At 62.4% G+C, this 19886-nt stretch carries 20 protein-coding genes and 3 pseudogenes; 6 read left to right on the forward strand and 17 right to left on the reverse strand.

All coding sequences use genetic code 11. The features are described from left to right. Positions 1 to 503: 503 nt before the first annotated feature. Positions 504 to 815, forward strand: a complete 312-nt coding sequence (locus NKH67_RS26545) for a DUF736 domain-containing protein (protein ID WP_352501427.1) — start codon at positions 504 to 506, stop codon at positions 813 to 815. Between the two features lie 164 nt (positions 816 to 979). Here the strand turns inward: NKH67_RS26545 and NKH67_RS26550 are convergent. Continuing rightward, positions 980 to 1438 (reverse strand): annotated as a pseudogene (locus NKH67_RS26550) (Ros/MucR family transcriptional regulator); the annotation flags it as partial. Between the two features lie 240 nt (positions 1439 to 1678). Between NKH67_RS26550 and NKH67_RS26555 the strand changes: the two are divergent. The 4 genes from NKH67_RS26555 (at position 1679) to NKH67_RS26570 (ending at position 5944) form a co-directional block, all read left to right on the forward strand. Next, a complete protein-coding gene (locus NKH67_RS26555) occupies positions 1679 to 1930 on the forward strand; it encodes a hypothetical protein (protein WP_352501425.1) in 252 nt (83 codons plus the stop codon). Positions 1931 to 2427: 497 nt separating this feature from the next. Continuing rightward, positions 2428 to 2643, forward strand: coding sequence for a DUF736 family protein (locus NKH67_RS26560; RefSeq protein ID WP_353032145.1), 216 nt, complete (start codon positions 2428 to 2430; stop codon positions 2641 to 2643). Between the two features lie 305 nt (positions 2644 to 2948). Then, positions 2949 to 3002 carry a hypothetical protein gene (locus NKH67_RS26565; RefSeq protein WP_352501447.1) on the forward strand — a complete coding sequence of 18 codons (54 nt, stop codon included), beginning with the start codon at positions 2949 to 2951 and terminating at the stop codon, positions 3000 to 3002. Positions 3003 to 3823: 821 nt separating this feature from the next. Further along, positions 3824 to 5944, forward strand: coding sequence for a DUF3363 domain-containing protein (locus NKH67_RS26570; RefSeq protein ID WP_353032036.1), 2121 nt, complete (start codon positions 3824 to 3826; stop codon positions 5942 to 5944). A 120-nt stretch (positions 5945 to 6064) separates the two neighbouring features. On the opposite strand, the gene NKH67_RS26575 is transcribed toward NKH67_RS26570, so the two are convergent. After that, positions 6065 to 6349: a helix-turn-helix transcriptional regulator gene (locus NKH67_RS26575; RefSeq protein ID WP_352501423.1), complete on the reverse strand. Its 285-nt coding sequence runs from the start codon at positions 6347 to 6349 to the stop codon at positions 6065 to 6067. Positions 6350 to 6552: 203 nt separating this feature from the next. Between NKH67_RS26575 and NKH67_RS26580 the strand changes: the two genes are divergently transcribed. After that, positions 6553 to 7290 (forward strand): hypothetical protein, encoded by a 738-nt coding sequence (locus NKH67_RS26580; RefSeq protein ID WP_352501422.1) that lies wholly within the window; start codon positions 6553 to 6555, stop codon positions 7288 to 7290. 55 nt (positions 7291 to 7345) lie between these two features. Here NKH67_RS26580 and NKH67_RS26585 read toward each other — a convergent pair whose 3' ends face one another. The 15 genes and pseudogenes from NKH67_RS26585 to NKH67_RS26655 form a co-directional block, all read right to left on the reverse strand. Further along, entirely contained in the window at positions 7346 to 8074 is a 729-nt protein-coding gene (locus tag NKH67_RS26585; RefSeq protein WP_352501421.1) for a hypothetical protein, read from the reverse strand. 214 nt (positions 8075 to 8288) lie between these two features. After that, positions 8289 to 8486, reverse strand: a pseudogene (locus tag NKH67_RS26590) (hypothetical protein); the annotation flags it as partial. Positions 8487 to 8614: 128 nt separating this feature from the next. Then, positions 8615 to 8960 (reverse strand): annotated as a pseudogene (locus NKH67_RS26595) (ATP-binding cassette domain-containing protein); the annotation flags it as partial. 7 nt (positions 8961 to 8967) lie between these two features. Next, the gene (locus tag NKH67_RS26600; RefSeq protein ID WP_352501420.1) at positions 8968 to 9987 is read right to left on the reverse strand and encodes an ROK family protein; all 1020 of its coding nucleotides are present in this window, start codon (positions 9985 to 9987) and stop codon (positions 8968 to 8970) included. After that, complete coding sequence (locus NKH67_RS26605) at positions 9987 to 10709, reverse strand: ribulose-phosphate 3-epimerase (RefSeq protein WP_352501419.1); 723 nt, start codon at positions 10707 to 10709, stop codon at positions 9987 to 9989. The genes NKH67_RS26600 and NKH67_RS26605 overlap by 1 nt, the downstream gene beginning before the upstream one ends. After that, positions 10706 to 11533, reverse strand: a complete 828-nt coding sequence (locus tag NKH67_RS26610) for an alpha/beta fold hydrolase (protein WP_353032040.1) — start codon at positions 11531 to 11533, stop codon at positions 10706 to 10708. The genes NKH67_RS26605 and NKH67_RS26610 overlap by 4 nt, the downstream gene beginning before the upstream one ends. Beyond that, positions 11533 to 12351, reverse strand: coding sequence for a sugar phosphate isomerase/epimerase family protein (locus NKH67_RS26615; protein ID WP_352501417.1), 819 nt, complete (start codon positions 12349 to 12351; stop codon positions 11533 to 11535). The genes NKH67_RS26610 and NKH67_RS26615 overlap by 1 nt, the downstream gene beginning before the upstream one ends. Next, complete coding sequence (locus tag NKH67_RS26620; protein ID WP_352501416.1) at positions 12351 to 13427, reverse strand: Gfo/Idh/MocA family protein; 1077 nt, start codon at positions 13425 to 13427, stop codon at positions 12351 to 12353. The genes NKH67_RS26615 and NKH67_RS26620 overlap by 1 nt, the downstream gene beginning before the upstream one ends. Positions 13428 to 13431: 4 nt before the next feature. Beyond that, positions 13432 to 14253: a sugar phosphate isomerase/epimerase family protein gene (locus tag NKH67_RS26625; RefSeq protein ID WP_352501415.1), complete on the reverse strand. Its 822-nt coding sequence runs from the start codon at positions 14251 to 14253 to the stop codon at positions 13432 to 13434. 4 nt (positions 14254 to 14257) lie between these two features. After that, a complete protein-coding gene (locus tag NKH67_RS26630; protein ID WP_352501414.1) occupies positions 14258 to 14419 on the reverse strand; it encodes a hypothetical protein in 162 nt (53 codons plus the stop codon). Positions 14420 to 14442: 23 nt separating this feature from the next. Beyond that, positions 14443 to 15285 (reverse strand): carbohydrate ABC transporter permease, encoded by an 843-nt coding sequence (locus tag NKH67_RS26635; protein WP_352501413.1) that lies wholly within the window; start codon positions 15283 to 15285, stop codon positions 14443 to 14445. A 5-nt stretch (positions 15286 to 15290) separates the two neighbouring features. Further along, a complete protein-coding gene (locus NKH67_RS26640) occupies positions 15291 to 16187 on the reverse strand; it encodes a carbohydrate ABC transporter permease (protein WP_352501412.1) in 897 nt (298 codons plus the stop codon). A 139-nt stretch (positions 16188 to 16326) separates the two neighbouring features. Then, positions 16327 to 17574, reverse strand: coding sequence for an ABC transporter substrate-binding protein (locus NKH67_RS26645; protein WP_353032043.1), 1248 nt, complete (start codon positions 17572 to 17574; stop codon positions 16327 to 16329). Between the two features lie 121 nt (positions 17575 to 17695). Beyond that, a complete protein-coding gene (locus tag NKH67_RS26650; RefSeq protein WP_352501410.1) occupies positions 17696 to 18841 on the reverse strand; it encodes an ABC transporter ATP-binding protein in 1146 nt (381 codons plus the stop codon). Between the two features lie 91 nt (positions 18842 to 18932). Then, positions 18933 to 19883, reverse strand: coding sequence for a PfkB family carbohydrate kinase (locus tag NKH67_RS26655; protein ID WP_352501409.1), 951 nt, complete (start codon positions 19881 to 19883; stop codon positions 18933 to 18935). Positions 19884 to 19886: the final 3 nt, after the last annotated feature.

The following is a 19886-nucleotide window of genomic DNA, read 5'->3' on the forward strand; positions in this document are numbered from 1 at the left end:
GACGCTCCCTCTCTTACGGTGGCTGTCAAACACCACCATTCTGGCACATCGATGCCGTCGAGGGGGCGTCCACCCCATCACTATCACGTCCCTTCTTCACCGGTTGGAGTAGGACCAACACCCTTGGCACGTGAGGAAGCGTCTTTGACCGAAATAGAGAAGCGCAGCGGCGCAAGCGACAATGGCCGTGACTGATCTTAGCCACTGTGGCGTTCCTTCCGCGTATTCTTTCCAAGCCACGCCCACAGCGTCCTCGAATGGATTGGGTCTGACCGAAGACCGCCTTCGCTGCACTCAGTCTCGATCGTCTTTCCGCAACGACGGCGCTGCGTTTTCTTCCCCTGGCCGCTGCGCGTCCATTCCTCGCGGTTCAAGAAAGCCTCGCGTCGCCGTCTTCCACTTCGTTTCAGCCCTTCGGGGTGCGGACCGATCGTCCCCGGTCTCACGACCACCATGTGAGGCCGCGATGGGCGCGGCCCGAGAAAAACAGAAGGAACACCACAATGGCTACGATCGGCACATTCTCGCGCACCGCGAACGGCTTCTCCGGTTCGGTCAAGACCCTCAACCTCAACGTCAAGACGGTGACGTTCTCTCCGGCCGACGGCGAAAACGAGAAGGGTCCTGACTTCCGCATCTTCGCCGGCGCCACCGAGTTCGGGGCGGCATGGAAGAAGACCTCGCGAGAGGGACGCGACTACCACTCCGTCAAGCTCGACGATCCAACCTTCCGCGCTCCGATCTATGCGAGCCTGGTCGAGACCGACACCGAGGGCGAATTCTCGCTCATCTGGTCCCGCCGCACCGCAGAGTAATCCGACTAAATACGCAGCCCCGCCGCAAGGCGGGGCATTGTCATGTTCAGGTCCTACAGCGTGGCACGTCCGCCAGCTGCAGCGCACTACGCTTTGGCTGGTGCCTTGCGCGCCTTCTTCACTGATGACTTGATGGCTGCCGCGGTCGTCGTCGTGGCTGCGGCCGCACGAGCAGCCCGTTTTATTTTTTCCGCCGTGGCAGGAGTGGGCGCAGCCGCCTTGCGCCCGAGCCCTATTGATTTCGCCAGGGCCGAGCGGGTGGCCGCATAGTTCGGCGCCACCATCGGATAGTCGGAAGGCAGGTTCCATTTCTGCCGGTATTCGTCAGGGCTCAGATTGTAATGCGTTCCGATATGCCGCTTCAAGGATTTGAACTTTTTCCCGTCTTCCAGACATATGATGAAATCAGGTGACACTGACTTCTTGATCGACACTGCCGGCTCCAGTTTGGCTGCGGTCGGAGCCACAGGTGTACCGATCCCCTGCAAAGCGACATAGACATCCCCGATCAGCTTCGACAACTCGCCGACTGGCAGCGGATTGTTCGAAACGTAGGCGGAAACGATGTCGGCGGTGATTGATACGAGATCAGCCTGGTCGCTTGGGTCTGGAGAAACGGTCATCGAACATTCCTCTTGTGCAAAGGGCGTTTTGAAAACGGATGGTCTGTCTATTCGCCAACCAGGCAAATAATTCGTTATCCCGCCAACAAACCTCATTCCGTGCAAATATCAAGCAGGCAATTTTCGTGAGATCGTTCAGTCCGGCGGCAGACAAAGTTGCCGATCGCGTCGGGGAAGCAGGAAGGCTTTCCCGCTCGCTTCTCCGAGCGCCAAGCGTGCAGCCCAACGCGAGCCACCGCCATGAACCATGGCTCCTGCGTCGCAGGGTTGAGCCGTGAACATGCGGCCAACAGTGATCGTCGCGGCATGCTGTGGCGCGGTCCTGGTCGTCGCGCCGGCATGAATTGGCCTCGAGCGCAGTTCATCTGGGACGCATCAGCGAGCGTCTGGCTGCCGTACAGCGTCGAGTCGGTCGGCAGGATGGATGTTGCTGATATGGCCGCCATCATGCGCCCGAACGGCTGTCAGCCTACTGGCTCAACGAATATCTGACGAACTGCGTGCTGCTTGTGAAGCGGTTGCCAGCTCGCAGCGGACTACCCGTTGCCATCGCGGTACCGCCGTCGTCCGGGGTGTGACCTTTGGACTGCGCGCGAATGGGATCGCGCGGCCGAGCACTGCCTGTCTGGCAGGCGTGCGGGGCGGCCGCCAGTGACGAAGTCTTTCTCATGAACCGGGGACACTTTGACGGCCGCTATTTCGGCCCCTCCCGCGGACTTCGATCATCGGCGGCGCGGTGCCGGTCTGAACCAGCAACCGCATCCCGCCAGCGCGAGAGACTTGAAGATCGCGTGCAAGGCGACCTGTGACGGCGCGCGATAGTCATCGTCAAAGCTTATGAAAGGTGCAACGCACTGGAACCATCAACCCTAGTGATAACGGCTTGTGGGGCGGCATCTCAATGCTGACGCTGGACGCGAAGCTCTCGCTGTTCCTGGGGAAAATCGGACGCGAAAAAGCGCCACACCATTGCGTCTTTTTGCGAAAGCATCGAGATCGGCGCGGCGTGGGATCGCATTGGCAAGGCCGACGCCCATCTCGCCGTCTGTATCGACGATCCGTCCTTAAAACGACCGATCCGCGCCAGGGCCGGTCAAACCCTTCGGCCGATGTCCCGTCGGGCGGTCGCCGTGCGTGGCGAAGGATCAAGAGGCGGCAGACACTGCCCATCGTTCCGAAGGCTCATCGCGCCGAATTGCAGGTGAACAAGACGGCCTGCGAAGCCTTGCCCTTGACGGAGACGAGCAGGCTGCTGGTGCGTCGGGGCGATGGTCGTGCGCTACAATCTACAAAGGCACCGCAATGCTATCCGCACGCGTAATGCCCATCCTTTGCAGTGTCGGCAAGCTAGGCCGATTTGCAATCGCGTGGGTGAGCGCACGGGTCCTCTGACACTAGCATCTCCTCCGCCGGTCCATGGCCAGCCTATATCTCGGGAGATTGTTTGCACCGTCAAAGATGTCGAGTGCGTTGACGATGTTCAGTTCATGCCGTGTCGCGAAAGGGCGCGATGGGACTGATGCAGATCATGCCAGCGAGATGGGAAGAACTGCGCATTAAGTAGATCTCGGCATCGATTCTTATCAATCGCGTGACAATATTCTTGCGTACAGCATGTCTTCGCGAGATGCTTGACCGCTTTGGCCCAACGGCTTCCTGCCTGCCTACATTGCCGGTCATGGACGATATCAACAGCACCTCTCCGCTGCCGAGCGAGACAATCGACTACGTCAGAAAACCCGCGCCATTGATTATCGGGACCGTTCTCATCCGACGGGCTTACGGCAGGGAGCTGGCAGAACGAGCGCAATCCCTTCGTCGGTTTTCGCGCACGCCGCGGACATTCAGGATGTCTTCCGATCGCGTGGCGACCGTGACGCCAATGTTGCTGCTGAGATAGTGTTAGCGGCGATTCATCGCTCCAACGTTTAGTCGCCGATGAATGTTGCCGTAACTGACTTAACTGCGGTCGAGCCGCTGCCGGATAGCTTTTGCCACCAACATCACGGTGGCATTCCTGGAGACGTTTTTTCGGTCGGCTACCCTGTGGGAAATGGCTTGGGAGGGTGGTTTAGGGAGACGGAGGACGAGGGACGGGAGGGACGGAGGGACAGCAAGATAAAGCGAGCTGGCGCTCGCCCTCGCTTCGCTCGTAAGTTGTTGTCTGCACATTGTTTTTCCGGGCGCATGCGGACGCCAAGGGGCACGACGTGAGGTGCGGTGGCTCACGGCTATCGGCTATGCTATTGATCTGAAACGCAAGCCTGTGGTGCCGCAGCGATGTGCGATCCGCCGTTTTAGGCCGCAGCAAGTCTTTGCGCGCCCTAGCACGCGTCGCGCTCCGGCCATCTTGAAGCACCAAATGCGACTGCCGATGCTGTCGTCATGGCAGATCGTGACAGCGACAGATTCCAGGTTCGCACCGGCCGGACGCGGGATGGCGGCGCGCCGGTCAATGCGCGCACGCTGCCCTTCGTGCGCCAGGTCGAGATCGCTGTCCGCAAGCAAGGCGGCAATCCCTATCGCATCAGCGGAAGCAGCGGTGCCGGGAAGGGGAGTGGCCGCTTCAACGCCCGCGGCCGAGGCGGCAAGATGGCGGCAGGGTTGCCAAAGAATGGTGGCGGATGGAGGCAGGGCGGCAATGGCGTCCGCTTTCGCTCGCGCCGCGTCGTGGTAAAGGCACGCGTCGTCAAGCTGCCGGCGCGAGGGAAGGCGACCACCGGGCGCGCCCAAAAGTTCGTGACGACCAGCAAGGCCGTCGATGCGCATCTGCGCTATCTCCAGCGCGACGGCGTGACCAGGGACGGCGAGAAGGGCAGGGTGTACTCGGCCTTCGAGGACGAGGCCGACGGCAAGGCCTTCGTCGAGCGCGGACGCGGTGACCGACATCAGTTCCGCTTCATCGTCGCGCCGGAGGGTGCCGCCGAGATGGAAGACCTGCGCTCCTTCACCCGCGATCTCATGCGGCAGATGGAGACCGACCTCAACACGCGACTCGACTGGGTCGCTGTCAACCACCACAACACCGGTCATCCGCATACCCACATCCTGGTGCGCGGCATCACCGGCGACGGCAAGATCCTGAACATCGCCGGCGACTACATCGCCCATGGCATCCGCCATCGGGCAACCGAGCTGGTGGAACGGGAACTCGGGCTGCAAAGCGAGATCGAAGTCGCCCGCAAGCTGGCCAGCGAGGTGGAAGCCGAACGGCTGACAAGACTCGACCGCATGCTGATCGCCGAACAGCAGGAGCACGATCTTGTCGACCTCCGTCCCAATGCCAGCGACAGCTACACCATTTCCAGCAATCGCTATCTGCTGATCGACCGGGCGAAGACACTGGAGCACTTCGGCCTGGCGAGCGAGATCGAGCCCGGCCGGTGGGTGATCTCCGACAGAGCCGAAAGCACGTTGCGAGGACTTGGCGAGCGCAACGACATCATCAAGACCATGCATCGGGCACTCGAGGAGCACGGTCTCGCCGATGAGCGGGGTGCGGCCCAATATGTCATGCACCGGCAGACCATCACCGAACCGGTCGTCGGCCGTGTGCTCGCCAAGGGCCTTGCCGGCGACGAGATGAGCGATCGGCTGTCGCTCGTCATCGATGGCGTCGACGGTCGCACCCATTATGTCGAGACCGCGGATGCGGCAAAGCTCGACGACATCCAGCGCGGCCATATCGTGGCGCTTGATCCGATCCTGCCGAAGGAGGAGCCACGTGCGGCCGACCGCAACATCGGTGTCGTGGCGGGCGACGATGGCATCTATCGGCCGAGCACACACCTGGAGGCGATCCGCGAGACATTTTTGCAGCAGGGCAAGGACCCGGACGCCTTTGTCCGCTTCCATGTCCGCCGTCTCGAAGCGCTGCGCCGGGCCGGCCATGTCGAGCGTATCGACGAAGACCACTGGCGCATTCCAGAAAACTTGCCCGAGCGCGGCATCGCCTACGATGCGCGCAGCCGCGGAAAGGACTTCTCCCTCCGCCTGCTCTCGACGCTCGATCTTGACGCGCAGATCGGCAGCGACGGTGCCACCTGGCTCGATCGGGAACTTACGGCCAGGAACCCTGTGCCGCTGGTCCGGTCAGGCTTTGGTCTCGACGTTGACAACGCTCTCGACAGACGGGCTGCCCAGCTCGTCAGGATGGGCCATGCCGAACGCGATGCGACTACCGGGACTATCACCTTCTCGCGCGATCTTGTTGCCACGCTGGAGCGTCAGGAGGTCACGCGCGTCGGCAAGGAAATGGCCGCCGCGCGCGGCCTCACCTTCGCGCCAGTCCAGCGCGGCAACCGTGTCGGCGGCACGCTCCTCGGCTCGGTCCGCCTTGCCAGCGGGCGCTTCGCCATGCTGGACGATGGCCTCGGGTTTCAGTTGGTGCCATGGCAGCCGATGCTTGAGAAGCGCATTGGTCAACACATCACCGGACTCGTGCAAGACAGCGGCGGTATCGACTGGAGCTTCGGCAGAAAGCGCGGCGTTGGGATCGGGATGTGAGATGGGTCTGGACAACGCAGCAAATGAACTGTGACTTCCTCAACGAGTGAGAGCGCTAGTTCAGGCCTCGCGCGATGAGCGCGTGTCTGACTGCATGTGGACGATAGGAGCGAACGCGGGTCACTCAGGGCTTTGGCGAGCTTTGATAAGTCTCACTCCAGGTCCGTTACCGTTCTCGAGCATGAATTCTGTTCCGGCATCGGTCAATGCCTTGAGAATTTTCGCTGCGGTTCCAGGGCGCCCCCCGAGTGGGCCGTCTTCGGCCTCCAGACGAGCTATGGTTGGCTCAGACACCGAAGAGTGGCGTGCCAGGTCCGCCTGGGACCACCCAAGCAAGGCGCGCGCCGCTTTGATTTGGCGCGTACTAACCGTCTGCCGCAGTTTTGATAGATTTTCTATTGACATTCGGCGTGCCCAATTGATATTTTTTCTATCAATGCCTGATCTCGTAGCGTGCGTATCAACCAGCGCCGCGGGACGGAATTGGCCGCGGCGGCGTTGGTGCACTTTAGCCCCAACACTGCTCTAGCGTGCAAAAAATAGCTGGACAGGATGTCCGCACATCCCACCCAGCTGACCACAACCGAAGCTTCTGAGGAGCTCGGATCATGGGTGATTCCGAGAATACCACGACTCTGCCTTTCGTCACTCGCCGACAAGTGCTTGCCGGAACCATCGCGGCTACCACAGCGTGGCAACTCGAAGGTAACGCGTCCGCAGGCGACGCCGGAAGGACGAATGCGCCTTCTGACCCAGCGCTGGCGCTTTGGCGGGAATGGGAGAAAACCCAGAAGCTGACCGAGCGGCTTTGCCGCAAGCAGCAGCGCCTGGAGACGAGGCTTGTCTCGAACGTCGGCTTTCCTTGCGCAACCGTGTGCCTGCCTGAGGGTGAGGATGTGACGGTCCACTCGATCGAGGCGCTCAATGAAGTGCTCGGCAAGCGCCCGGACACAGCGGATCTCCGGGAAAAGGCCGAAGCTGACCTCGCAGCGCATAAGGCACGCTGGGACACGGCTGCGGAGGAGGGCGGCTATGCTGCGGCCCTTCGAGCTGAGCGCGAGGCTGCCAACCGGGCGCAGGATCTGATGCAAGCGCTCTCAACGACGCCTGCCACGACTGTCGCCGGCGTGGCGGGTAAGCTCGATGCCGTGTTGCGCGAGGGTGAGGCCTGGGTGGAATGCTCCGTGTTTCCCTGGCCGCAAATCCGTTCGGCGCTCAGCGATCTGGTACGGATCGCCCAGCAGACGACGGACGATAAACTGCCCGCACCTGGCGGGCTGGCACCCGTCTCCGCGAGAAACGGCTTAAGAGCCGGTTGGCCTCGTAACGGCGGCTTGCTTGACTGAGATACGCGGCTGATCTCTTCCGGTCGAGTGGCTGCGCGGAAATAAGCCACCCATTTCATGACTTACGTCGTGGCAGGCCATTTTGTTTTGGGACGCAATTCTCGGGGAGCGGCTGTCTTTTGCAGAAGTGGGGATCGGTGAAATCCAACTCTTCGACTGAGCCGGTGATCAAGCCCCAACTCCGCTGCCGATCGATCGGGACTTCATAAAAGTCGTCGCCGCCATGCTTGAAAGCCTCATCCTCCAGCGCGACGGCTACGCCCATTTCCCGGAGATATTGCTTCTTCTCCAGGTGAGCATTGGCTAGAACCTTGGCAACCCTCTTGGCGGATTTTATTTGAGTGAAGGTCCTGTCGCCATTTGAGTACAGGACGGCTTGTCCCTTGTGGACCGCGATAAAGTTGCGGTCGCTGTTGAGCCTTTTGACGCCACCAGCAAGGAACAAGGGGCAGGCAGACAGGCAGTTGGCTTCTTCGAATCGACCTTGGCCGTCAATCTCTGGCATCGTGCGACAGACCGAGGCTTTGTCTTTGCAAACTACGGGTGAAGTCCCAATAGCGATTGTCAGCTTGTTCTTTCTGGCGATCCTGCCGAGTTCCTGGGCGGACTGACGGTCACCACCATTCGATGCCAAGACGATGGGCAGGTGAACTGCGCCGAGGCTCTTCAGCAGCTTGCGCAAAGCCGATGGGGACGAGGTTTCAATCGAACCTGCAGCGTAGATCCACGCAGGGCAGGTTGGTTCACATGCGGGGTCCGAGTTCCGGATCACCTGGAAGGTCATGACAGTATCCGGGGCCCATGCCAGTGCCGGCATCGTCGGCAGTGCTGCAAAAAAGGCCACAATCAAGAGCACAGCACGGCAGAGAGATCGAAAGAAAAGCAAAGCTGCCCCCCGGAAGCATTGTTAGAGAGCAATGAGGTGAACGCTGCACGATGGTTTTGTCAACTCGGTCGATTCATCCGTCGCTCGCGCGCCGTCTTTCCGAGCCAAAGGAAGCTGTGATTGCGACGGCATATGTGCCGGTGCTGACATTCGTGTCGCCCCGCCTCGACCCGTTGCAGGGTCGAGCGCGAGGTAAAGGCGCGCTCGCCACCAGCGCCATTGGGAGCCGCCGCCGGGCATCGTGGATATTCGCTCCCAGCCTGCGCAGGGCGCGTCTGACCGCGGCCGGAGGATTGTAGGGAGTGGGCATTTGCCACCTTTGCACTACTGATTACGCCTTAGGACCCTTGCGATGGAAATTCTCGCAAACGGCTACCGATCCGCGCGTTGTCGATCCTCCGCAGAGCGCAGGCTGCGGCCAGGAGCCACCATTCCGGATACTTCGGCCGCCTCCCTCACCTTGCGCTCCCGCTCCTGCGGCGGCACCCCAGCGATCTTCAGTGCGAAGCCCCCTATCCTCGGCCACGCTCATATGCGGATAGTCCGCATAGGACTGGAACACCATGGCCAGCCCACGCGCGGACGAGTCGATGTCGTTGGCGCGCACGCCGTCGATCATGAGGTCGCCTGCGCTGATTCTTTCCAGCCCGGCGATCATGCGCGGCAGCGTGGACTTCCCTCAACCGGACGGGTCGACGAAGACGATGAATTCGCGGTCCTCGACGTCGAGGTCGATACCCTTGATGATCTCGGCGGCTCCATAGGATTTGCGCGCGCCGCGCAGCTTGAGCTCAGCCTTGGCTTGCCTCCCTGGCGCCGGTTGTCGTCTCCTCGTTCTGCACCATCGCCAGCGCCGTGCCGGGCTCGCCCTCCCATAGGATCAGGCTCGCCGCGCCGACCAGGCCCGCCCGGTCGCCAAGTTCGGCCGGAACGATTGGCACGTCGCGATAGGCTTGCATGGCGCGGTGCTCGACGGTCGCCCTGATGGTCGGTGCCAGGAGGTCGAAGCCGTTGGAAAGGCCGCCGCCCATGACGATCAGGTCGGGCGAGTAGAGATGCAGGAGGTTGGTGAAGCCGATGCCCAGCCACCGCGCCTCGGCCTCGACCAGTGGGCGAGCCGCCACATCACCCGCCCGCGCGGCCTCGACGACATGTCGCGCCGAGACGTCGCCATTGTTGGACAGCCGCCGGAGCAGCGAGCCGTCGCCCGGTGCGGTCAGCCGTGTCGCCCGGCGTCCGAGCGCCGTACCGGAGGCGACCGCCTCGAAGCAGCCGACGGCGCCGCAGAAGCAGCGGTCGCCTTCGCCGGTGATGGTCATGTGGCCGATCTCGGCCGCCAGCCCTCGCCTGCCGTGATAGATGTGGCCGTCGGCGATGACGCCGCCGCCAATGCCGGTCGACACGGTCACGAATACCAGCGATCCGGTGCCGCGGCCGGCGCCGAAGCGCCATTCGCCGAGGGCCGCCGCATTGGCGTCGTTCTCCAGCCGCACCGGCAGGCCGAACTGCCGGCTGAGGATGTCGATCAGCGGCACATTGTGCCAGCCGGCCAGTGTCGGCGGCCCGATGACGATGCCCGCCTTGGGGTCGAGCGGGCCGGGCGCACACATGCCGATACCGGTGACTTTCGCTTGTGGGTGCTCCTTGAGCAACATGTCCGCCAGCGTGATGATTTGCCCGATCACCGCCTCCGATCCTGCGACGGCAAGCGTCGGCGCCGAGACGCGGGCGACGACGCCGCCACCGCGCTCGACCAGCGCGCCGCGCAGCTCCGTGCCGCCGAGATCGAAGGCAAGCGCAAGCGTGCTCATCAGGCGGCTGCTTTCAGCCCGTGCAGCCAGGCGATGCGTTGCGCAAGGTCAGGGTCACCGAAGGCGAGCGAGCCCAGCACCACGGTGTCGGCGCCGGCGGCGCGCAGCAGCGGCACCGTCTCATGGCGGATGCCGCCATCGGCGGCGAGCACGATGTCGGCCTCACGGCCGGCTTTCCTGATCAGCGCGCGCGCCTCGATGAGACGCGGGCAGGCCTGCTCGGACAGGCTCTGGCCCTTGACGCCGATCAAGGTGCCGAGAAGCGTGACGAACGCGACCTCGCGCAGGAAAGGCACGATTGCCGCGACCGGCGTCTCCAGCCTGAGCACGACGCCGGCCTCGGCGCCGAGCTCATGCGCCAGCTTGACGGCGCGCAAGCCCGCCTCGCCATTCTCGGCATGGATGGTGATGAGGTCGGCGCCGGCCTCGATGAACTGCCGCGTCTGCGCCTCGACGATTTCGGCCTCGACCATCAGATGCACATGGATCGGCTTCGCCGTCAGCTTGGCGATGCGCGCCACCAGATCCGGGAAGAACAGCAAGCCGGGGGTGAAGCGGGCGTCGGCGACGTCGACGTGATGCAGATCGGCATGGGCCTCGATGCGCTTCAGGTCGCGCTCCATATTGGCGAGATCGGCCGACCACAGCGAGAATTCGCCGAGCAGCCGGTTGCGCGGCAGAGCGGCTATCGCGGCGGGGCCTGAGAGAGATTTGCTGGTCATGACGGAATGAGGCTCCGGACGTTCGAGTGGGCGTGAAGGAAGGCCGAGATCTCGGCGTGTAATTCGGTGAAATGCCCGGCGCTGTCGAGCGCCTTGGGGGTGATCTCGGCGAAGATCGCATTGGGGATGACTGCGGCCAGCGTATAGGCGGCCGACAGCGGGTGGACCGCGTCGCTGGCGTTGCCAATGGCCAGCGTCGGGATGCGCAGGGCGGCGGCGTCGCGCTCGGAAATCCCGGGGCCGTCGGCGGCGATGTTGGCGAGCACCTGCGCAAAGGCGTGGGCGTCCGGCCGGTCGAAATAGCCGAACAGCGAGGACAGGTTGTCGGGCGCCTCGCGGCAAAGCCGCGTCGCCGTCTCGGATTGCGCGAAGATACTCCGCGCGCTCTCGGCGCCACGGTCGAGGATGAGTTCGGCGACCTCGGTTATAGGCTGCATGTTCACCGGTGCTGCCGTGAACGTCCACGCCGGCCGCACCAGCACCAGCGCGGCGATGCGGTCGGGATGGCGGCAGGCGAGGCGGAGCGCGATCGCGGCACCCATCGAGACGCCGCCGGCAACGAAGCGGTCGAGGCCGGCCTGGTCGGCGGCCGCGAGCACATCGTCGGCGAACATCTCGAACGAAAATGGCCGGCGCTCGCCAAGGCCGGAGCCGCCATGGCCGCGGCATTCGAGCGTGATGCGACGAAAGCCTGTGGGGAAGGTCTGCGCAACCTGCGCCTCGCCGCCACCCAGCCCGTGCTGAAAGACGACCGCCAGCCCGTCGCCCGTATCGGAAACCCGAAGCGCGGCGCCTTCGCGGAGCAGGATCGTCGGGCGCGCCATCACAGCAGCCCCTTGAGGAAACGGGCGACGCCGGGCGCTTCCTCGGCCGAAAGCCCATGCGTCACCAACGGCCCGTCGAAACCTGTCGCCTTCAGCCGGGCGATGAAGTCGGCGAAGTCGACGACGCCTTGCCCGGCGGTGGCAAAGCGGCCGTCGGCGAAACGGTCCTTGGCATGGGCCATGACGACATGGCTTGCCGTGCGCTCGACTGCAGCCGCAACCATGGCGCGCGCCTGCGCGGCATCCGCCTGTTCGAACAGGTTTGCCGGATCGAGCACGATGCGCAGCCGCTTCGAACCCATCTCGGCGATGAGCCGCATCGCGTCAGGGGCGGAGGTGACGATGTTGGCCTGTTCGGGCTCGATCCCAAGATCGACACCGTGACGCTCGGCGAGTTCGAGCGCCTTTTCCATCTCGACCGCCATGTCGGTCCATGCCGAGGGATCGGCATTGTCAGGATGGTGCGCCCATTGGTCGTCACGATTGCGCGTTCCGGTGCAGAGCGTGACGAGCGGCGTGGAAAGCCTTGCGGCGGCTTCGATCACCACAGCCAGCCGACGCAAGCCATCGTCGCGTACCTGCTTGTCCGGATGCGCCATGTTGTAGGTGCCGGAAAGCGCCACGAGACCGACGCCGGAGCTGTCGACTGCGGCATCGATTGCCTGGATCGCCGCTGCGGGAACATCATCCGGCATCGACGGCAGGCCGGCGCATGCAAGATTGAATTGGGTGACCGCAAAACCCGCGTCATGGACCGACGCCAGCACGCCGGCCGGCTCGCTGCCCGGGAAGGTCTTGGCGAACACCCCGATCTGCATCAGACCGCTCCCGTCACGCTGGCGATCTCGACGCGTTCGCCGCTCTCGACCGAGCGCGCGATCGCCACCATGGCGCGGATCGAGGCGAGCCCGTCGTCGACATTGGCGCCGCGCATCGGCTTGCCGTCGAGCACCGTCTCAGCGAGGCTTTCGAGCTGGCGGCGGAAGAAATGGCCGTCAGCGCCGAGCGGCTTTCGCGAGGTGGCGTCCTTCTCGTGAAAAATGTCGACTTCACTCGCCCGGAAGTACCAGGGATTGAAGGTCTTCGCGATCACCGAGCCGTTCTCGCCATAGAGCTGAAAACCCTCGTGCCAGTCCATGCGCACGGCGACGGTGAGGTCGAGATGGCCGAGCGCGCCATTGGCGAACTCGGTCTCGACGAACCAGCAATAGGCGCCGAATTTCTCGTTGAGGCGGGCTCGCACGGCGGTGATCTCGCCGCACAGGAAGCGCGCCGTGTCGACGAGATGCGAGCCATGCGCCAGCATGAAATACTGTCTGGGATCCGCCTTCGGGTTGCCGGCCGGCTTGCGCGCCAGCTTGCTGGTGACGGGCAGCGGCTGCACCGCGTCGGTGTTGGTGTAGCGATGGGTTGAGTCACAGTACCAGGCCTTCAGCGCCAGGATCTCGCCCATCTCGTCGCGCACGAAATCGCGTGCTGCCTCGAGCGCCGGATCGAAGCGCTTCATATGCCCGACCTGCAGCACCTTGCCGGAACGCCTGACCGCATCGGCAAGCTTCTGGCCTTCCTCGACCGAGACGCCGATCGGCTTTTCGCAGAGAACGTGCTTGCCGGCTTCCAGCGCCTTGATCGACATCGGCACGTGATAGGCGTCCGAGGTGGCGACGATCACCGCTTCCAGCGCAGGGTCGGCGAGCATCGCGTCATAGTCGCCATACATCTTCTGCGGTTCGTAGGTCGCGCCCATACGCGCGAGCAGATCGGGTGCTGCGTCGCAGATCGCGTAGAGATCGGCATTGCTCGCCTTCACGCAGGACGCCAGATGCGCGAACTGCGCGATCGGCCCGCAGCCGAGCACACCGACACGAAGACGACGGTCTTTCTTGCGGATCATTGTCTCAGGCTCCGTAGCCGCGCATGGTCTGGCGGTTGGTCTTGACCGCTTCGGCCGGATCGGCGGCGGCGGTTTCGGATTCCTCCTCCAGCACCAGCCAGCCGTTGAAGTTGGGCGCCGCGCAAGTGATCTCTATCACTTTCGCCGTGTCGCAGACGCCCTTGCCGAGCATCGCCCAGGTGCCGCTCGCATCGACATCCTTCAGGTGCACGTAGCGGATGCGATCGCGATAGGTGGTGAGCGTGTCGGCCATGTCCTTGTGGCCGCGCAAAATGTGGCCTGTGTCCGGCACCCAGCCGACCAGCGAGGCATCGAGCAGCCCGAAGATGCGGTCGTAATCGGCGCGGTCGTAGAGCAGCGTGTTGTGGTGCGAGCTCGGATGCACCGCGACCTGGACGCCGGCCTTGCGGCCGAGTTCACCAGCCTTGTTGTAGACCTCGGCCGCAATGGCGAACTTGTCGTCGCGCGTACCGTCCGACACGACGGTGGCCGAGCCCATGGACACCAGCGCGCCCGGAAAGGCGGCGGCGAAATCGATCCAGCGCTTGGCGGTCTCGAGGTCGGCGCCGATCTTCTCCTTGAGTGTGAAGCCGCTGTCCGAACCGAAGGCGAAGGAGACGAGCGTGAGGCCGGATGTCTTCAGCGCTGCAGCGAACTCCGCCGGCTTGCCGGCATAGCGGCCGATCATCGTGTCAGTGATCTCGATGCCGGCATAGCCGCCATCGGCGATCGCTCTGAGCAGGTCGTCGGGGCCGCCGGCAAAACGGTCTCCGAGCATTTCCCAGGTGAAGGTCTGGCAGCCGACTTTGAGGTCTTTCACGTTCATCCTTTCATTCCTTTGATTCCACCTGCGTAGGCCCTTCGATGATGTCGCGCTGGAAGAACAGCATCAGCACGATCAGCGGCGCTGTGACGACGCCCGTGGCCGCGGCGATATCGGCTGCCAGCAGAGAAGGTCCAATCCATCGATTTCGATGCGCGGCCTGCTCCATCAGTTCTCCGTGGGAGGGACATCCTACTTGACCGAGCCCGCGGTCATGCCGGCGAGGAAGAACCTCTGGGCAACGAGGTAGATGAGCAAGAGCGGTAGCGAGCCGAGCACGCTCATCGCCATCATCTGGTTCCATTCGAAGGCGTGCTGCCCCATCAACAGCTGGATGCCGATCGGGACGGTGCGCATGGACGTTGACTTCGTCAGCGTCAGCGCAAAGAGAAATTCGTTCCAGCACAACAGGAAGGTGTAGACCGACGTCGCCACGATACCAGGCAGTGAAATCGGGACGATCACCCGCCAGAGTGCGGTCCAGCTGCTGCCGCCGTCGACAGCCACCGCTTCATCGAGATCGCGGGGCAAGGTGTTCAGATATCCCGTCATCAGCAGGATCGCGTAGGGCAGCGTAAACACCAGGTAAGTCAGGATCAGTGCGACGTAGGTGTCGAAGATGCCATACGAGACGACAAGCCCGAAGAAGGGGATCAAAAGCGTGATCGGCGGGATCGTCTGCGTGCTGATGATGAGTGTGTTGAGGCTGCCCTTGCCGCGGAAATTGAAACGGCTGAAGCCATAGGCCGCCAGCAAGGCGATCAGCACCGTCAGCACGGTCACCGCTGCGGCCACGAAGTAGCTGTTGAAGAAGAAGCGCAGCTTTACCGGGTCGCCAAGGATGGCCGCATACGCTTCCAGCGTGAAGGCCTTCGGCAGGACGGTTGGTGGCAGGGCAAAGATTTCGGTATTCGACTTGAACGAGCTGCTCAGCATCCAGTAGATCGGGAAGGCCGCGAAAAAGAGCCCTGCAGCAAGCGCGACATGCAGCGCGACGGTGATCAGCCTGTCTTTCGGCGTGTGCCTTTTCCTCATGGTGACTACCGAGCCTTTTGATAGCGGATGTAGAACAGCGTCAGGCCGAGGGAGATCAGCAGGATGACCACGGCGCTCGCCGACGCCTGCGACAGGTTGTAGCTCGAAAACGCCAGCTTGTACGTGTAGGTGCTGAGGACCTCGGTCGAGTAAATCGGACCGCCGCCCGTCGTTATCCAGATCAATGGAAAGACCTGCATGGTCCAGATGAAATCCAGCAGCGAGATGCTGATGATGATCGGCATCAGCTGCGGGATAGTGATGAAGATCAGTTTCTGGTAGGCCTTCGCCCCGTCGATATCGGCGGCCTCATAGAAATCCTTGGGAATGCCCTGCAGGCCTGCGAGGAGGCTGACCATGAAAAGCGGATAGCCCGCCCAGATGTTGGCGAAGGTGACGGCGTGCAGCGCGGTCTCGGGCGAGGAAAACCATTCGACCTTGGAACCGATGATGCCGATTTGCATGAGAATGCTATTCACGACACCGTTCGGCTCAAGCAGGAGGCGCCAGATCACGGCGATAATCACTGCGGTGAACAGCCAGGGCAGTATGTAGAGCACGCGTAGAATATTGCGCAGCGTCGGATTGATGCGCTCGCTGTTCAGCATGAGCGCGAAGGCCATGCCGATGGTCATGTGGAAAATGACACTCATGCATGTGAAGTAGAGCGTGTGCCACAGCGAAGCCCAGAACACGGGGTCGTCGAAGATCGCCTGGTAGTGTTTCAGTCCGGCAAAGGACGGGTCACGACGCAGCACCGCGCTGTTCTGGAACGAGTAGGCAATCACCGTCACCATCGGCAGCAGCATCAGAAGCCCGATTATCAGCAGCGAGGGCGACAGATAGAGGTAGGGTGCGACCGCTCGTTTCAGCTTGTGGTGGGAGCGCTTTTGCCGGGTCATGTGCCAACCTTGGGATACGCCTTCAGCGAGAAGGTAAGCTTCGGAAACAGGTCCATCTCAAATTGCCGATCCGTTGTTGCCGGGTGGCCTGCCCGAAGTCAGGCCACCCGGTCGAACATAGCAAACGGGAACAGGCCGATCAGAATTTCGCCATCCAGCCCTTCTGAGCGGTGGCTGCAGCTTGTTCCGGAGACTGCTCGCCGGCGAGCATCTTCTGGGCTTGAACGTCGAACTGGGTCATCAGGTCTTCAGCCACCGGCAGGCCCGTGAACTCATTGGCGAGATAACCGGTCTTGAAGATTTCGAAAGCCTTGCCGAAAGCTTTGTCCGAGGTCACGAAATCGGGTTTGGCGTTGACGTTGCCCGGGAAGGCGTTTGCAAGCGACACGAGCTTGGCGTTCACCTTTTCACTCATCAGATATTGGACGAGTTTCCAGGCTTCCTCCTGATGTTTCGAGGCAGCAGAGATGCCGATGCCCCAGGAGGCATAGGGAAGGCCGCGCTTGCCGGTATAGTTTTCTACGACCGGGACCGGGATGAGGTCGAAGTTCAGCTTGGGGTTGCGTTTGCGGATGAGGTTCACATGCGCGAGCGAGTCGATCATCATCCCGACGCGGTCGTTGACGAATTCCTCGACCTTTTCCTGCTCGGTCTTGGTGGCGATGCCGGGCGAGATGGTGCCGGCGTCGTTGAGTGATTTGACGAAGGTGAGCATATCCACCACCGGCTGGCCCTCGAGAGCGGGCTTGCCGTTCGCCATCATCGACTGACCCGAAGCCCAAACCCAAGACATCATATCGTTCTGGACGCCGGATGGCGTTTGCGGCGACAGGGGCAACACCCAGCCATACTGGTTCTTGTCGGCGTGCGTCATCTTCTTGGCGGCTTCGAGAAACTCCGCGCGGGTCGACGGCAGCTCGGTCACGCCTGCCTGAGCGGCGAGGTCCAAATTCACGAAGACCGGATAAACGAAGGAAGCCACGGGAAACATCACCGCCTTGCCGTCCACCTTGATGATGTCCGCGACCTGGCTCTTGTCGAAACCACTCGCATCCATCATCGGATTCATGTCGGCGAGTGCGTTCTGCGCATTCAGATTGTTCACCCAGGCGCCGTCGAGACCGACGACGTCGCTGAGCGTTCCGGTTGCGGCACCCACCGAGATCTGGTCTCGCGTGGTCGCGTAGGGGCCGCTGACCAATGTCACCTTGATTCCGGGGTTTGCGGCCTCGAAGTCATCCATGATTGCCCTGAGCGAGCCAGCCGGCAATTCAGGCTCCCACCATTGGGTGAATTCCAGCGTCGTGTCCGCCATGGCGCTGGTTGCGCCAAGCAACCATGCGGCCGCGGCTATTTTCAGCATCGCGGGTTGCATCCGAAACATCATTTTCTCCTCCTTCTACAAGATCGACCGCACAATGCGGACGATCGTCTGGTTTATTCAGAAGCCTTCTTGCGAGTATCTTTCGCAGGCGCCTCCCTCTCGCCTGCCGGTCTGCTGCAGATCTTCAGATCGCTAGATGCGTCTCAGGATCGAAGAAGTGGAACTTGGCCTCATCCACGGCCAACCGGATTTCCGAGTCGGAGTGGATGGCGCTGGCCGGTTCGAATCTCGCCACCGCGTTCGATGCCAGGCCAAAATCCTCCGCTGCGTCCGGATCGCCGGAGTCCACCCGGACCGCGTCGATGTTCAGGTGGACGATATGTTCAGAGCCGAGCTCTTCGATCGAAGTCACCTTTGCCGGTATCGTCTGATAATTGCGGCCGGATTCGAGGCTGCTGTCATAAAGATCCTCGGGCCGTATGCCGAACACGATCTTGCGCCCCTCATAGGACCTCAGAGCGGGCCTGCCGATGAAAGCTGCATCCTGCAATCGGATGGCGACGTCGCGAAAACCGAGCTCGCCGCCCTTTAGGGTCGCTTCGAAAAGGTTCATCGACGGAGAACCGATGAAGCCGGCGACGAAGGCATTCACCGGCGACTCATACAGTCTCTTGGGTGTGTCGACCTGCTGCAGCACGCCGCCCTTCAACACCGCGACCCTGTCGCCCATCGTCATCGCTTCGATTTGGTCGTGGGTCACGTATATGGTCGTTACGCCGAGCTGCTTTTGCAGGCTGGTGATTTCGGCGCGCATTTGAACACGCAGTTTCGCATCGAGGTTGGAAAGGGGTTCGTCCATGAGAAAGGCGGCCGGCTCGCGTACCATGGCGCGGCCCATGGCAACCCGTTGGCGCTGTCCGCCTGACAGGTTCGCGGGTTTGCTGTCCAGCAAAGACGTCAGCTGAAGGGTTTTGGCGATCTCGTCCACGCGCTTCTTGCGCTCGGCCTTCGGCTTGCCTGCCAGCCGCATCGAAAAGGCGATGTTTTCGAACACCGTCATATGCGGGTAGAGCGCGTAGCTCTGGAAGACCATCGCGATGTCGCGGTCCTTGGGCGGCATGTCGACGACGTCGACTCCGCCGATCCGAAGGCTGCCGCTGGTGATGTCCTCCAATCCCGCGATCATTCGCAACGCGGTGGATTTGCCGCAGCCGGACGGCCCGACGAGAATCAAGAACTCGCCGTCCTCGACCGATAGGTTCAATTGGTCGACTGCGCGAAAATTGTTCCCGTAAGTTTTGCAGATATTCTCTAGAATGACTTCTGCCATCTTCCTCCCTCCACAAGTATAAGCCAATGATTCTTATAATTTTCCTCGGCTTATGTTCACCTGCGAAATGTCTCCTCGGATAGTTTTCAGGCTATGTTCCAGTATCGACGTACGCATTTTTCAGTTCGACTGCTGACGGCGCGTTCGTCGATGCCAGGAGTTCCGTGACCTGGTCGTCGGTCGGAAGCGCCTCGCGCCCGCCACGCCCCGTTATCGAGAGGGCCGCCGCCGCGGCCGCGAATGCCACCCGGCCTGCGGTGTCGGCTCCGCGCATCAACGCATGCGCGTAGGCGCCATGAAAGCAGTCACCCGCGCCGGTCGAGTCGACGACCACAACCCGGTGCGGGGGCAGATGCCAGAGACCTGTCTCTTCACGCCCGCGATAGTACACGCCCCTGCCGCCATCGGTCAGAACCACGGCGGACCGCGACGGCGACCACAATGCATCGAGCATCTCGGCGGGCGATCGGCGCCCTGTGGCAGTCCGTGCAAAGCCGAGGGGAAGAATGAGATGGTCGCAGAGCGCGATCAGCCGCTCCGTGGCTGGGCCGCAGCTCCATTCGATATCGCCGAGGATGGCAAGGCCGAGATCGCGAGCGCGAGCCACGACATCCAGCGACCGGATCGCGTAGCTATCGACGATCAGGACAGTCGCGCGGCTGAGGACCTCGTCCGGGAAGTCCGACGCGGTGCCCAGCATCGCGTCGTCGTCATACGCGATGAACCGTTCCCCGTCCGAGCCGACGGTAATGTGCGAGCGCACCGGGCGCGCGTCCGGGTGGCGCGGCGCGAATTCGGTTTCAACACCGCTCGCAACGAGATCGCGCAGCACGGCGTCGTCAGCGGCGCTGCCCAGCCATCCGACGAACCCGGCGCTTCCGCCGAGCCGTGCGACGGCGACTAGCGCCGTCGCGACATTTCCCCCGAAAGACCGGGCACTATGCAGAACCTTCCCCTTGCCCGCCGACAACGGCTGATCGACATAGACGATGTCGTCGATCGCAATAGCGCCGAAGCCGAGGATTGAAGGGAAGGTGGGCATCGT

This window comes from Mesorhizobium sp. M0968, from assembly GCF_040319065.1.
GTDB lineage: Bacteria > Pseudomonadota > Alphaproteobacteria > Rhizobiales > Rhizobiaceae > Mesorhizobium.